The organism is Nocardioides sp. LHG3406-4, assembly GCF_049897745.1.
In the GTDB taxonomy this organism is placed as follows: Bacteria; Actinomycetota; Actinomycetes; order Propionibacteriales; family Nocardioidaceae; genus Nocardioides.
The window spans coordinates 749,499-763,426 of record NZ_JAFCWV010000002.1; the positions used below are offsets into that span (position 1 = coordinate 749,499).

Annotated in this window: 13 protein-coding genes; 7 read left to right on the forward strand and 6 right to left on the reverse strand. The window is 71.0% G+C overall.

Features of this window, described 5'->3' with window-relative positions:
- The 7 genes from ACP7BP_RS09665 to ACP7BP_RS09695 all read left to right on the forward strand — a co-directional run bounded on the left by ACP7BP_RS09665 (nt 1) and on the right by ACP7BP_RS09695 (nt 5,810).
- Nucleotides 1-957 (forward strand): gluconeogenesis factor YvcK family protein, encoded by a 957-nt coding sequence (locus tag ACP7BP_RS09665; protein WP_426244381.1) that lies wholly within the window; start codon nt 1-3, stop codon nt 955-957.
- Nucleotides 958-979: 22 nt separating this feature from the next.
- Nucleotides 980-1,966, forward strand: coding sequence for a DNA-binding protein WhiA (whiA, locus tag ACP7BP_RS09670; protein WP_426244382.1), 987 nt, complete (start codon nt 980-982; stop codon nt 1,964-1,966).
- A 129-nt stretch (nt 1,967-2,095) separates the two neighbouring features.
- Entirely contained in the window at nt 2,096-3,103 is a 1,008-nt protein-coding gene (gene gap, locus ACP7BP_RS09675) for a type I glyceraldehyde-3-phosphate dehydrogenase (protein WP_426244383.1), read from the forward strand.
- Nucleotides 3,103-4,344 (forward strand): phosphoglycerate kinase, encoded by a 1,242-nt coding sequence (locus ACP7BP_RS09680; RefSeq protein ID WP_426244384.1) that lies wholly within the window; start codon nt 3,103-3,105, stop codon nt 4,342-4,344. Before gap ends, ACP7BP_RS09680 begins: the two co-directional genes overlap by 1 nt.
- Nucleotides 4,345-4,359: 15 nt before the next feature.
- Nucleotides 4,360-5,157, forward strand: coding sequence for a triose-phosphate isomerase (tpiA, locus tag ACP7BP_RS09685; RefSeq protein ID WP_426244385.1), 798 nt, complete (start codon nt 4,360-4,362; stop codon nt 5,155-5,157).
- A 29-nt stretch (nt 5,158-5,186) separates the two neighbouring features.
- Nucleotides 5,187-5,423, forward strand: coding sequence for a preprotein translocase subunit SecG (gene secG / locus ACP7BP_RS09690; RefSeq protein ID WP_426244386.1), 237 nt, complete (start codon nt 5,187-5,189; stop codon nt 5,421-5,423).
- Nucleotides 5,424-5,450: 27 nt separating this feature from the next.
- The gene (locus ACP7BP_RS09695) at nt 5,451-5,810 is read left to right on the forward strand and encodes an RNA polymerase-binding protein RbpA (protein WP_426244387.1); all 360 of its coding nucleotides are present in this window, start codon (nt 5,451-5,453) and stop codon (nt 5,808-5,810) included.
- 119 nt (nt 5,811-5,929) lie between these two features.
- Here ACP7BP_RS09695 and pgl read toward each other — a convergent pair whose 3' ends face one another.
- Genes pgl through tkt form a run of 6 tightly spaced genes read right to left on the reverse strand, consistent with a single transcriptional unit; the run spans nt 5,930 to nt 13,927 of the window.
- Nucleotides 5,930-6,655, reverse strand: a complete 726-nt coding sequence (gene pgl / locus ACP7BP_RS09700; protein WP_426244388.1) for a 6-phosphogluconolactonase — start codon at nt 6,653-6,655, stop codon at nt 5,930-5,932.
- On the reverse strand, nt 6,652-7,566 hold the full coding sequence (locus ACP7BP_RS09705; protein ID WP_426244389.1) for a glucose-6-phosphate dehydrogenase assembly protein OpcA: 915 nt from the start codon (nt 7,564-7,566) through the stop codon (nt 6,652-6,654). Before ACP7BP_RS09705 ends, pgl begins: the two co-directional genes overlap by 4 nt.
- Nucleotides 7,563-9,098, reverse strand: a complete 1,536-nt coding sequence (gene zwf, locus ACP7BP_RS09710; RefSeq protein ID WP_426244390.1) for a glucose-6-phosphate dehydrogenase — start codon at nt 9,096-9,098, stop codon at nt 7,563-7,565. Before zwf ends, ACP7BP_RS09705 begins: the two co-directional genes overlap by 4 nt.
- Nucleotides 9,098-10,744, reverse strand: a complete 1,647-nt coding sequence (locus ACP7BP_RS09715) for a glucose-6-phosphate isomerase (RefSeq protein WP_426244391.1) — start codon at nt 10,742-10,744, stop codon at nt 9,098-9,100. The genes zwf and ACP7BP_RS09715 overlap by 1 nt, the downstream gene beginning before the upstream one ends.
- A complete protein-coding gene (gene tal, locus ACP7BP_RS09720) occupies nt 10,741-11,847 on the reverse strand; it encodes a transaldolase (RefSeq protein WP_426244392.1) in 1,107 nt (368 codons plus the stop codon). Before tal ends, ACP7BP_RS09715 begins: the two co-directional genes overlap by 4 nt.
- Before the next feature lie 52 nt (nt 11,848-11,899).
- The gene (tkt, locus tag ACP7BP_RS09725) at nt 11,900-13,927 is read right to left on the reverse strand and encodes a transketolase (RefSeq protein WP_426244784.1); all 2,028 of its coding nucleotides are present in this window, start codon (nt 13,925-13,927) and stop codon (nt 11,900-11,902) included.
- Nucleotide 13,928 lies beyond the last annotated feature (1 nt).

Sequence of the window (13,928 nt, forward strand, 5' to 3'; positions counted from 1 at the left end):
GTGCCGGCGGTCGACTGCTCGGTCGTCGCCCTCGGTGGCGGTCACGGCCTGTTCGCGTCGCTCTCGGCGTTGCGCAGGGTGGCCCGCGACGTCACCGCCGTCGTGACCGTCGCCGACAACGGCGGCTCGTCCGGCCGGTTGCGCGAGCAGTTCGACGTGCTGCCACCGGGCGACCTGCGGATGGCGCTCGCGGCGCTGTGCGGAGACGACGAGTGGGGCCAGACCTGGGCCGAGGTGCTGCAGCACCGTTTCGCCGGCGACGGGGAGATGCGCGGACACGTCGTGGGCAACCTGCTCATCGTGGGCCTCTGGGAGCAGCTCGGCGACCCGGTGGCCGCCCTCGACCTGGTGGGCAGGCTGCTGGGCGCCCGGGGCCGGGTGCTGCCGATGTCGACCACGTCGATCGACATCACCGCCGACGTCACCGGCCTGGTCGCCGGAGACCCGGGCGCGCACACCCGGGTGCACGGTCAGGTCGAGATCGCCACCACCGACGGGCACATCGAGCGGGTGTCGCTCGATCCCGAGCCGGTGCCCGCCTGCGCCGAGGCCGTGACCGCGGTGCGCGACTGCGACTGGGTGGTCCTCGGACCCGGGTCCTGGTACACCTCGGTGATCCCGCACCTGCTGGTGCCCGACCTGCGCGACGCGGTCGTGGCCCGCGGCGCGCGGCTGGTCGTCGTACTCAACCTGGAGGCGCAGCCGGGGGAGACCCACGGCTTCGCACCCGAGGACCACCTCGCGGTGCTCCGGGACCTGGCACCGGACCTGACCGTCCACACCGTGCTGGCCGACGCCGGCAGCGTCGCCGACACCGAGGCCCTGGAGAAGGCGGTGCTCGACCTGGGCGGCCGGCTCGTCGTGGCCGACGTCGCGCGCGGCGATGGCACCGCTGCACACGACCCGGCACGGCTGGGCGAAGCGCTGGCCGGCGTCCTCGGCGGCGAGGGTCGTTGACGCGCATGGCAGGATCGGCCGCATGGCGATGACCGCACCGGTGAAGGCTGAACTGGCCAACACCCAGATCACCAAGACCTGCTGCCGCAAGGCCGAAGTCGCCTCGATGCTGCGCTTCGCCGGAGGGCTGCACATCGTCAGCGGCCGGATCGTGGTGGAGGCCGAGCTCGACACCGGCGCGGCCGCGCGTCGGCTGCGCAAGGACATCTCCGACGTCTACGGCCACCAGTCCGACGTGGTGATGGTGCAGGGCAACGGCATCCGCAAGGGCAGCCGCTACATCGTCCGTGTCGTCAAGGACGGCGAGGCCCTGGCCCGGCAGACCGGGCTGCTGGATCCTCGTGGCCGGCCTGTGCGAGGGCTGCCGCCGGCCGTCGTGTCGGGCGGTGGCTGTGACGCCGTCGCCGCGTGGCGAGGTGCCTTCCTGGCTCACGGTTCGCTCACCGAGCCGGGTCGCTCGTCAGCCCTCGAGATCACCTGCCCGGGGCCGGAGGCCGCGCTGGCCCTCGTCGGGGTCGCCCGTCGCCTGGGCATCCAGGCGAAGGCGCGCGAGGTGCGCGGCGTCGACCGGGTCGTCATCCGTGACGGAGACGCGATCGGTGCACTGCTCACCAGACTCGGCGCCCACGAGTCGCTGATGGCCTGGGAGGAGCGCCGGATGCGCCGCGAGGTGCGCGCGACGGCCAACCGGCTGGCCAACTTCGACGACGCCAACCTGCGGCGCTCGGCCCGCGCCGCCGTCGCGGCCGGCGCCCGCGTCGAGCGGGCCCTGGAGATCCTCGCCGACGAGGTGCCCGACCACCTCAAGCTCGCCGGCCACCTGCGTCTGGAGCACAAGCAGGCCTCGCTCGAGGAGCTGGGGCAGCTGCACGAGCCCGTGCTCACGAAGGACGCCATCGCCGGTCGCATCCGCCGCCTGCTCGCGATGGCCGACAAGCGTGCCGAGGAGCTCGGGATCCCCGACACCGAGGCGTCGCTGACCCCCGACATGCTGGCCGAGCAGGACTGAGCGCCCGTCGCGCCATACCTGTGATCTCGGGGCCGCGTGCCGGCGGTGGCCCGGAAGGGACCTTCGGACGGCTCCCTGCCTCGCGATAGGGTCGAACCGCCTGATCGACCAACGCTTCCAGGAGACATCGTGACTGTTCGTGTGGGAATCAACGGCTTCGGCCGCATCGGCCGCAACTTCTTCCGGGCCGTCCGCGTTCTGCAGCGCGAGGGCGGTGCGGACATCGAGATCGTGGGGGTCAACGACCTCACCGACAACGCCGTCCTTGCGCACCTGCTCAAGTTCGACTCGATCCTCGGTCGTCTCGACGCCGACGTCACCTCCGACGACACGTCGATCCGGGTCGGCGACCAGGCGATCGCTGCCTTCGCCGAGCGCGACCCCGCCAACCTGAAGTGGGGAGACCTCGGCGTCGACGTCGTCGTCGAGTCCACCGGGTTCTTCACCGATGCCACCAAGGCGCGCGCCCACATCGACGGCGGCGCCAAGAAGGTCATCATCTCCGCGCCCGCCTCCAACGAGGACATCACCGTGGTCATGGGTGTCAACCACGAGCTCTACGACCCGGCGCAGCACTCGGTGATCTCCAACGCGTCGTGCACGACCAACTGCCTGGCGCCGATGGCCAAGGCCCTCAACGACGAGTTCGGCATCGTCAAGGGCATGATGACCACCATCCACGCCTACACCGCCGACCAGAACCTCCAGGACAACATCCACAAGGACCTGCGCCGGGCCAGGGCCGCCGCGATCAACGTGGTGCCCACCTCGACCGGTGCGGCGAAGGCCATCGGCCTGGTGCTGCCCGAGCTCAAGGGCAAGCTCGACGGCTACGCGCTGCGCGTCCCCGTGCCGACCGGATCGGCCACCGACCTCACGTTCGAGGCGGGCCGCGAGACCAGCGTCGAAGAGGTCAACGCAGCCATCGAGAAGGTCGCCGACGGCCGATACCTCAAGTACTCCACCGACGCCATCGTCTCCTCCGACATCGTCACCGACCCGGCGTCCTGCATCTTCGACGCGCCGCTGACCAAGGTCATCGGCAACCAGGTCAAGGTGGTCGGCTGGTACGACAACGAGTGGGGCTACTCAAACCGTCTCGCTGACCTGATCACGCACGTGGGCTCCACGCTCTGATGCCGGGCACCGGCCACACCGCCGGGTCGCTGGGAGTCGACTCCCTGGGAGACCTGGCCGGCAAGCGGGTGCTGGTCCGCTCCGACCTGAACGTCCCCCTCGACGGCCCTGCCGACGACCGGGCGATCACCGACGACGGCCGGATCCGGGCGAGCGCACCCACCATCGACCAGCTGGCCAAGACGGGCGCGCGGGTCGTGGTGATGGCCCACCTGGGTCGTCCCGACGGGGCCCCCGACCCGGCGTACTCCCTCGCCCCGGTCGCCGAGCGCCTCGCCGAGGTCCTGGGTCGTCCGGTCGCCTTCGCCTCGGACACCGTGGGGGAGAGCGCGACCGCGACGGTGGCGGGACTCGCAGACGGCGGCGTGGCGTTGCTCGAGAACGTCCGGTTCAACTCCGGTGAGACCAGCAAGGACGACTCCGTGCGGGGCTCGTTCGCCGACCAGCTCGCCCAGCTGGGCGACGCCTTCGTCTCCGACGGCTTCGGGGCCGTCCACCGCAAGCAGGCCTCCGTGTACGACGTCGCACTGCGGCTACCGAGCGCGATGGGTGGCCTCGTGGCGACCGAGATCGAGGTGCTGCGCCGGCTGACCGTGGAGCCGGAGCGCCCCTACGTCGTGGTGCTGGGCGGATCCAAGGTCTCTGACAAGCTGGGCGTCATCGACAACCTCCTCGACAAGGCCGACAAGCTCCTCATCGGCGGCGGCATGGTGTTCACCTTCTTGAAGGCGCAGGGCCACGAGGTGGGCCAGAGCCTGCTCGAGGACGACCACCTCGACACCTGCCGCAGCTACCTGGAGCGCGCCACGGAGAAGGGGGTTGAGATCGTGCTGCCGACCGACATCGTGGTCGACACCGCCTTCCCGTCCGACGACCGCGAGCCCGAGCCGCGGGTCGTTGCCGCCGATGCCATCCCGGCCGACGCGCTCGGCCTCGACATCGGTCCCGCGTCGGCCGACGCGTTCGCAGCCGCCCTGTCCGACGCGCGGACCGTCTTCTGGAACGGCCCGATGGGCGTCTTCGAGGTCGGGGCCTTCGCCGACGGCACCCGAGTCGTCGCCGAGGCGCTGACCCGGATCGACGGACTCTCGGTCGTCGGAGGAGGCGACTCGGCTGCCGCCGTACGCACCCTCGGCTTCGACGAATCAGCCTTCGGGCACATCTCCACGGGCGGCGGTGCCAGCCTGGAGTACCTCGAGGGCAAGGAGCTGCCCGGCATCTCCGTCCTCGAACGTCCCTGACCCGAAAGAGCTGGCATGGCCAAGAACACCCGCACGCCCCTGATGGCGGGCAACTGGAAGATGAACCTCAACCACCAAGAAGCCGTGGTGCTCGTCCAGAAGCTTGCCTGGACGCTCTCCGACAAGCGTCACGACTACGGCAAGGTCGAGGTCGTGGTGGTCCCGCCGTTCACCGACCTTCGGTCGGTGCAGACGCTCGTGGACGGCGACAGGCTGTCGATCAGGTACGGCGCCCAGGACGTCTCGACCCACGACAACGGCGCCTACACCGGCGAGATCTCGGCGGCCATGCTGGCCAAGCTCGGCTGCAGCTACGTCGTCGTCGGCCACTCCGAGCGCCGTGAGCACCACGCGGAGACCGACGAGATCGTCAGCGCCAAGGCGCTCACGGCCCTGGCCGCGGGGATCACCCCGATCGTGTGCGTGGGCGAGGGGCTGGAGGTCCGTCAGGCCGGGGGACACGTACCCCACTGCATCGCCCAGGTCGACGGAGCGCTGGCCGGCGTCACCGCCGAGCAGGTCGCCGGCATGGTCATCGCCTACGAGCCCGTCTGGGCCATCGGCACCGGTGAGGTAGCCACGCCCGACGACGCGCAGGAGGTCTGTGCGGCGATCCGCGGGCAGCTTCGCGAGGTGTACGGCGACGCCGCGGCCGACGGCTGCCGCATCCTCTACGGCGGCTCCGTGAAGGCCTCGAACATCGCGGGGATCATGGCGAACCCCGACGTCGACGGCGCCCTGGTGGGCGGGGCGAGCCTGCAAGCCGACGAGTTCGGTGGCGTTTGTCGCTTCTACGACATGCCGGTCCTGTGATCGTGGCGGCGTGACGTAGGCTTCGCACCGTGATTCTGGTCTTCGAAGTCCTGCTCGTGATCACGAGCGCGATACTCATCCTGCTGGTGCTGCTCCACAAGGGCCGCGGCGGTGGACTCTCGGACATGTTCGGCGGTGGCGTGTCCTCCACGCTGGGCGGCTCGTCGGTCGCCGAGCGCAACCTCGACCGATTCACAGTCGGCGTCGGGGTGATCTGGTTCTCCTGCATCGTTGCGCTGGGCCTGCTCATGGCCTACAGCACATGACCGAACGTGTGAGAGAGAGGGACTGACGTGGCTGGTGCTGGAAACGCGATCCGCGGGAGTCGGGTCGGCGCGGGTCCGATGGGCGAGGCGGAGCGTGGCGAGTCCGCTCCCCGCCAGGCCGTGACCTACTTCTGCTCCCACGAGCACCGTTCGGTGGTGACCTTCGCCATCGAGGCGGCTGCCCCCGAGTCGTGGGACTGCCCGAAGTGCGGCCTCCCGGCGAGCCGGGACTCCGAGAACCCCCCGCCCGCACCCAAGATCGAGCCCTACAAGACCCACCTGGCGTATGTGAAGGAGCGGCGCTCCGACGCCGAGGCGGCCGACATCCTCGACGAGGCCATCCAGCTGCTCCGCTCCCGCCGCAAGGCCGGCGAGATCATCTTCTGAGGTCTGCCGATGGGTGGATGGGAGTCACCGGATATCCGGTGACTCCTGGGGTTCGTGGCCATCGCTAGGGCCACAAACCCCAAGACTCGCGCACAAACCTCGGGCCAGGCTGTGGGCAGTCAGAGCTGCGACGCGGCGTCGGCGTCCAGCAGCCAGAGCGTCTCGTCCTGACCCTGGACCCCGGCGGCGGGCGTCTGGTGCACATCCGCACCGGACAGCGCCGACGCCACGGCCGCGGCCTTCTCCTCGCCGCTGACCACGAACCAGACGGCTCGCGACCGGTTCAGCGCGGCGAAGGTCAGCGAGATCCGCTCCGGCGGCGGCTTCGGCGACTCGCGCACCCCCACCGCGACCTGGTCGTCGACGTCGAGCGCAGGGTGGCCCGGGAACAGCGACGCGCAGTGCCCGTCGGGGCCCACCCCCAGCATCAGCACGTCGAACGCACCGCTGCCGTGCGTGCGGAGGTCGTCGGCGTACGCCGCGGCAGCACCGTCGAGATCGAGGCCACCGTCGGCCGCCGGCATCTCGTGGACGTGGGCGGGATCGAGGGGGAGCCCGTCGAGCAGGGCCTGGCGGGCTCCGGTGGCGTTGCGTTCGGAGGAGCCGGCCGGCACGAACCGCTCGTCGCCCCACCAGAGGACCACGCGCGTCCAGTCGACCGAGGAGTCGACGGCACGCCGGGCGACCTCCCGGTGCACGGCGTCGGCGATGGAGCCACCGGTGAGGCCGATCTGCGGCACCCGACCGTCGGCCTGAGCGAGCTCCAGCACCTCGAGCAGCCTGCTGGCGACGTCGCCGGCGAGGGTGCCGGCGTCGTCGTGCACGACCACCTCGGGCTCGGTCACGCTCGACCCCTGAGCTTGACCAGCTGCTTGGCCGCGGCGGCGTAGATGTCGTCCTCGTCGAGACGGCGCAGCTCCTCGGCCAGCAGCTCGGGCAGCTCGCGCCGCTTGAGCGCCACCGGCCGGTCGGGCTGACCGGGGGACGAGAACGTCGCCAGCCGGCCGTCGCTGCGACTGATCCGGATGGGGCCCTGCTTGGTCTCCATGACCACCTCGGTGATGCCGGGGCCTGCGGAGCTGCGGCGCTCGACCTTCACCCGGAGCCGCTCGCTGAGCCAGGCCACGAGCAGCTCGGCGCTGGGAGAGATGCGCTCGGCGGACACCGACGCGCTGGTGACCTTGAGCGGGTGCTGGTCGAGCGCGGCGGCCAGCAGCGCGCGCCAGGCAGTGATGCGGGTCCAGGCGAGGTCGGTGTTGCCGGCGGCGTACGCCGCGCACTGGCGGTGCATGGCGGCGGTCTTGCCGCGCGTGACGGCTGCCGCGTCGGTGACGCGCCGCGACGCCAGGCGACCGAGCGGGTCCTCGGCCGGCTCGTCGGGGGCGTCGGTGGGCCACCAGATCGCCACGGGGGAGTCGGGCAGGAGCAGCGGCAGCACGACCGACTCGGCGTGCTTGACCACCTCGCCCTTGAGCCGGATGAGCGCGGTCTCGCCGGTCCAGCCCGAGCCGATGCCGACCTGGGCGTTGATCACACCGGCGCCCCGCGCGTCTCCCAGGATGACGCCGAGCACCCGGGCGGGGTGCTCGTGCGACGCAGCGCGCGCGGCCTGCATGGCGTCCTCGGCGTCGTCCTCGGGGACCACGATGATGAGGGTCATCACCATGCCCATCGCCGGGCTGCCGGCCTTGCGTCGCGCCTTGACGAACTGCGCGGCGATCTTCGAGGCGTTGGTGTCGATCAGCTCGGCGGTCACGGTCTCCTCCAGGTCCGGCCCTCGCGAGCCAGCATCTCGTCGGCCGAGGGCGGACCCCACGTCCCGGACGCATAGGTGTCGGGCTTGCCCTTCTTCGCCCAGTGCTCGAGGACCGGGTCGAGCAGCTTCCACGACAGCTCGACCTCCTCGTGACGGGGGAAGAGGGGCGGGTCACCGAGGAGCACGTCGAGGATGAGGCGCTCGTAGGCCTCCGGGCTGGCCTCGGTGAAGGACCCGCCGTAGGCGAAGTCCATGTTGACGTCCCGGATCTCCATCGCCGTGCCCGGCACCTTCGAGCCGAACCGCATGGTCATGCCCTCGTCGGGCTGGACCCGGATCACCAGCGCGTTCTGCGTCAGCTCCTCGGTGGCCGTCTCGGTGAAGGGCAGGTGCGGGGCCCGCTTGAAGACGACTGCCACCTCGGTCACCCGGCGACCGAGCCGCTTGCCGGTGCGCAGGTAGAACGGGACGCCGGCCCAGCGGCGGGTCTCGACGTTGACGGTGATCGCGGCGAACGTCTCGGTGGTGGAGTCCTTGGCGATGCCCTCCTCGTCGAGGAACCCCTGCACCTTGTCGCCGCCGGCCCAGCCGTCCAGGTACTGCCCGCGGGCAGTGCTCAGGTCGAGCCGCCGAGGCAGGGTCGCGGACGCCAGCACCTTCTGCTTCTCGAAGCGCAGGCTCTCAGCGTCGAACGACGTCGGCTCCTCCATCGCCACCAGGGCCATCAGCTGTAGCAGGTGGTTCTGGATGACGTCGCGGGCGGCGCCGATGCCGTCGTAGTAGCCGGCCCGACCACCGATGCCGATGTCCTCGGCCATGGTGATCTGCACGTGGTCGACGTAGTTGGCGTTCCAGATCGGCTCGAACATGTTGTTGGCGAAGCGCATCGCCAGGATGTTCTGGACCGTCTCCTTGCCGAGGTAGTGGTCGATCCGGAAGACCGACCCGGAGGGGAACACCCCGTCGAGGGTGTCGTTGAGCTCACGGGCCGACTCGAGGTCGTGCCCGAAGGGCTTCTCGACCACCACCCGCCGCCACGAGCCGTCGGGCGGCTGGGCCAGTCCGTGCTCCTGGAGCTGGCCGACGACGGTACCGAAGAACGACGGCGGGATGGCGAGGTAGAAGGCGTAGTTGCCGCCGGTGCCGCGCGCCTGGTCGAGCTCCTCGATGGTGCGGCGGAGGCCGTCGAAGGCGACGTCGTCGTCGAAGTCGCCCTGCACGAAGCGCAGTCCCTCGGCCAGCTGGTTCCAGACCTCCTCGCGGAACTCGGTGCGGGCGTACTGCTTCACCGAGTCGTGCACGATCTGGGCGAAGTCCTGGTCGGCCCAGTCACGCCGCGCATAGCCGATCAGGCTGAAGCCGGGTGGCAGCAGCCCACGGTTGGCGAGGTCGTAGATCGCCGGCATGACCTTCTTGCGCGACAGGTCGCCGGTGACCCCGAAGAGCACCAGCCCGCACGGGCCGGCGATGTGCGGGAGCCGCCGGTCCTCGGGGTCGCGAAGCGGGTTCTCGTACGGCGTGGTGGACGTCATCAGGCCCCCTGCCCGAGCACCGCGGCGAGCGCGGCCAGGTCGCCCGCGTCGGCGACGTGCAGCCGAAGCACCGGTCGGCCCTTGTCGGCCAGCACCTGGCCGTCGCCCACCGCCTGGGCGGTGAGGAACTCGTGGAACGTGAACGGCCGGTCGGGCACGGCCAGGTCGGCCTGGGGCTGACCGGTGACCTGGAGGTAGACGCCCGTGGCCGGTCCGCCCTTGTGGTACTGCCCGGTCGAGTGCAGGAAGCGCGGGCCCCAGCCGAAGGTGACCGGTCGGCCCGTACGGCGTGCGAGGGCGGGCCGCACCTCAGCGAGCTGGGCGTCGCGGTGCCGGTCGAGATAGGCCTGCACGGCGAGGTAGCCGTGGTCGCCGTCGAGGCGGTCGAGCAGGGCGCGCACCGCGTCGGCCACCGTGGCCGTGCCCTCCGGCAGCCAGTCCTCGGAGGCATAGACGGTCGTGGAGCCGTCCACGAACATCGGGCGCGGCTGACCGCCACCCCCGTCGAGCATGTCGCGGGCGGCTGCCTTCGCGCTCTCGACGTCGGGCTGGTCGAAGGGGTTGATGCCGATGACCCGGCCGGCGACCGCAGTCGCCACCTCCCAGAGGAGCAGCTGCCCGCCGAGGGTGGCGTCGACGGTGGCGCCCCAGCCCGACGTGGGCACGACCGACGGCTCGTCAGGGCCGTAGGTCACCAGCACCTCGTCGTCGGTGCTGGGGGAGAAGTTCGGGGCCTCCGTGGACTCGACGACCACGGGCAGGATGCCCTTGCCGTCCTTGCCCGTGGACTCGGCGACCAGCTGCTCGGCCCAGTCGCCCAACCCGGCGTACGCAGACCCGCCGTCGGCCAGGACGAGCTTGTCGGCCCCTGCCGCGTTGGCCGCACCGAGGAGCGCGCCCAGGCGCAGTCCGGGATTGTCGGAGGAGTCGGCGGTCAGCGCGGGCGCGATGGCTGCGGCCTCGTCGAGCAGGCGTGCGACGTCGGCGCCGGCCAGCCCGCTGGGCACCAGCCCGAAGGCCGTGAGCGCGGAGTAGCGGCCGCCCACGTCGGGGTCGGCGCGGAAGACGCGGTAGCCCGCCTCGGTGGCGGACGCGTCGAGCGGTGAGCCGGGGTCGGTCACCACGACGATGCGGGACGCCGGGTCGAGGCCGGCGTCCGCGAACGCCTTTTCGAACGCCCGCCGCTGGCTGTCGGTCTCGACCGTGCCTCCGGACTTGGACGAGACGACCACGACCGTCCGGTCGAGGTGGTCCTCGAGCGCGGTGCGCACGAAGTCGGGGTCGGAGGAGTCGAGCACGACGAGGTCGACGCCGTCGGCCGCGCAGATCACCTCGGGGGCCAGTGAGGACCCGCCCATGCCGCACAGCACGACGCGGGTCAGCCCCTGGCCGATCAGGTTGGCGCGCAGCTCGAGGATCTCCCCGACGAGCGGACTCGAGGTGGAGTACAGGTCGACCCAGGCGAGCCGCTTGCCCGCCTCGTCGGCTGCCGCGTCCCCCCAGAGAGTCGCGTCGCGCGCGGCCATCCGGGAGGCGAACTTGTCGTCGACGAGGGATGCGACCGTGTCGACGAAGGCCAGCTCGTCGCGGTAGCGGAAGCGCAGCTCGAAGACGCCGTCCTCGCCGACGGTGTTGAAGGCGGTCACCGGGCGGACTTCGCCATCTGCGCCTCCACGGTCTCGACCAGCTCGAACCACGACTTCTTGAACTTGTCGACGCCCTCGTGCTCGAGGACCTGCAGCACGTCGAGGAAGTCGATGCCCACCTCGCCCAGGCGGTCGAGGACGGCCCGGCCCTCCGACGCCTTGCCGGTGACGAGGTCGCCCAAGACCTCGCCGTGGTCGGCGAACGCATCGAGCGTCTTCTCCGGCATGGTGTTGACCGTCTCCGGGACGACGAGCTGCGTGACGTACATCGTGTCCTTGTAGTCGGGGTTCTTGACTCCCGTCGAGGCCCACAGCGGTCGCTGCGGGTGAGCGCCGGCGTCAGCGAGGGCCCGCCAGCGCTCGGAGGCAATGACCTCCTCGTAGGCGCCGTACGCGAGGAGGGCGTTGGCGACCGCGGCCTTCCCCTTCAGCGCGAGCGCGACGTCGGTGCCGATGTCGTCGAGTCGCTTGTCGACCTCGGAGTCGACGCGCGACACGAAGAACGAGGCGACCGAGCGGATGTCGGAGAGGTCGCGACCGGCCTCCTTCGCCTGCTCGAGACCCGTCAGGTAGGCGTCCATGACCTCGCGATAGCGCTCCTCGCCGAAGATCAGGGTGACGTTCACGCTGATGCCCTCGGCGGTCACCGCGGTGATCGCCGGGAGGCCCTCGAGGGTGGCCGGGATCTTGATGAGCACGTTGGGGCGGTCGACCGCGGCCCACAGCGCCTTCGCCGAGGCGATCGTCGCCTCGGTGTCGTTGGCCAGGTCGGGCTCGACCTCGATGGAGACCCGGCCGTCGTGGGCCGTGCTCTGCGCCACCGGGGCGAAGATGTCGCAGGCGTTGCGGACGTCCTCGGTGGTCAGCTCGAACGCCACCTTGTCCACGGCCGCACCGGCCGCGACGAGCTTGGCGACCTGCTCGTCGTACCGCTCGCCGTTGGAGATCGCCGCGGCGAAGATGGTCGGGTTGGTGGTCACGCCGACCACCGACTTGTCCTTGACGAGCTCGGCGAGGTTGCCGGTCTCGACGCGCTCACGCGACAGGTCGTCGAGCCAGATCGACACACCCGCCTCTGCCAGAGCCTTCAGCTTGTCACTCATGAATCCTCCCGGATCGTGTTGACGAACAATGGGTGCGACGGGTGGTGCTGGGTCAGCCGGACACCGCCGAGATGGAGTCGCGGGCGGCGTTGGCGACGGCCTCTGCCGTGACGCCGAACTCCGTGTAGATGCGCTGGTACTCGGCCGAGGCTCCGTAGTGCTCGATCGAGACGATCCGGCCGTGGTCGCCGACGACCTCGCGCCAGCCCTGCGCGATCCCGGCCTCCACGCTGACGCGGGCCTTCACTCCGGGCGGGATGACGGTCTCGCGGTAGGACGTCTCTTGGTCGTCGTACCACTCGCGGCACGGCATCGACACGACCCGCGCCTGCACCCCGTCGGCCGCGAGCAGCTCCCGCGCCTCGACGGCGAGCTGGAGCTCCGAGCCGGTGCCGATGAGTACGACGTCGGGTACGCCGTCGGTGTCGAGCAGCACGTACGCACCGCGGTGCACGTTGCTCGTGTCGGAGTAGCCGTCCTCTCCGCGCGGGAAGACCGGCATGTTCTGCCGGCTCAGGCACAGTCCGGCCGGCCGGTCGGTGCGCTCGAGCACCGCCTGCCAGCAGGCGGCCGTCTCGTTGGCGTCTCCCGGACGGACGACGTCGAGGCCGGGGATCGCGCGCAGCGCGGCCAGGTGCTCGATGGGCTGGTGGGTCGGGCCGTCCTCACCCAGCCCGATGGAGTCGTGGGTCCAGACGTAGGTGACCGGCAGGCCCATGATCGCGGCCAGCCGCACCGAGGGCCGCATGTAGTCGGAGAAGGTGAGGAAGGTGCCGCCGAAGACGCGGGTGCCGCCGTGCGCCGCGATGCCGTTCATGATCGCGCCCATGGCGTGCTCGCGGATGCCGAAGTGCAGCACCCGCCCGGCGTAGGGGTCGCCCTGGAACATCTTGGTCGAGCGGTCCTTGGGCATGAACGACGGCACGTTGTCGATCGTGGTGTTGTTGGATCCGGCCAGGTCGGCCGAGCCGCCCCACAGCTCGGGCACGGCGGGCGCGATCGCGTTGATCGTCTTGCCGGACGCCACCCGGGTCGCGATGCCCTTCGCGTCCGGCTCGAAGGCCGGCAGGGAGTCGGCCCAGCCGTCGGGCAGGGTGCGGGTCTGCATCCGGTCGAAGAGGGCGACGTCGGCCGAGGGCTTGGTGGTCCAGTGCTTGTAGGACTCCACCCACTCGGCCTGGGCCGCCTTGCCGCGGGTGACGGCCTCGCGGGTGTGCTCCAGCACGCCCGCCGGCACCTCGAAGGTCTGCTCCGGGTCGAAGCCGAGCACCTTCTTGGTCGCCGCGACCTCGTCGGCCCCGAGAGCGGACCCGTGGGACTTGCCGGTGTTCTGCGCGTTCGGGGCCGGCCAGGCGATGATCGTGCGGAGCACGATGAAGCTGGGCCGGTCGGTGACCTCCTCGGCCTTGAGGATCGCGTCGTGCAGCGCCGGGACGTCCTCGGCGTAGCGGGTGTCGTCGTTGGTCCAGTCGACCGTCTGCACGTGCCAGCCGTAGGCCTCGTAGCGCGCGGCAACGTCCTCGGCGAGCGCGATGTCGGTGTTGTCCTCGATCGAGATCCGGTTGGCGTCGTAGATGAGGGTCAGGTTGCCGAGCCGCTGGACGGCGGCGAGGGCGGAGGCCTCGGAGCTCACGCCCTCCTCGATGTCGCCGTCGCTGCACAGGGCGTAGATGTGGTGGTCGAACGGCGACGTGCCCTCGGCCGCGTTGGGGTCGAGCATGCCGCGCTCGCGGCGGGCGGCCATCGCCATGCCGACCGCGTTGCCGATGCCCTGGCCGAGCGGGCCGGTGGTGGTCTCGACGCCGGCCGTGTGGCCGTACTCCGGGTGGCCGGGCGTCTTGCTGCCCCAGGTGCGCAGCGCCTTGATGTCGTCGAGCTCGAGCCCCCAGCCGCCCAGGAACAGCTGCAGGTAGAGGGTGAGCGAGGAGTGGCCGCACGAGAGCACGAACCGGTCACGACCGGGCCAGTGCGGGTCGGCGGGGTTGTGTCGCATCACCTTCTGGAACAGCAGGTAGGCGACCGGGGCCAGGCTCATGGCCGTGCCGGGATGGCCGTTTCCGACCTTCTGAACGGCGTCCATC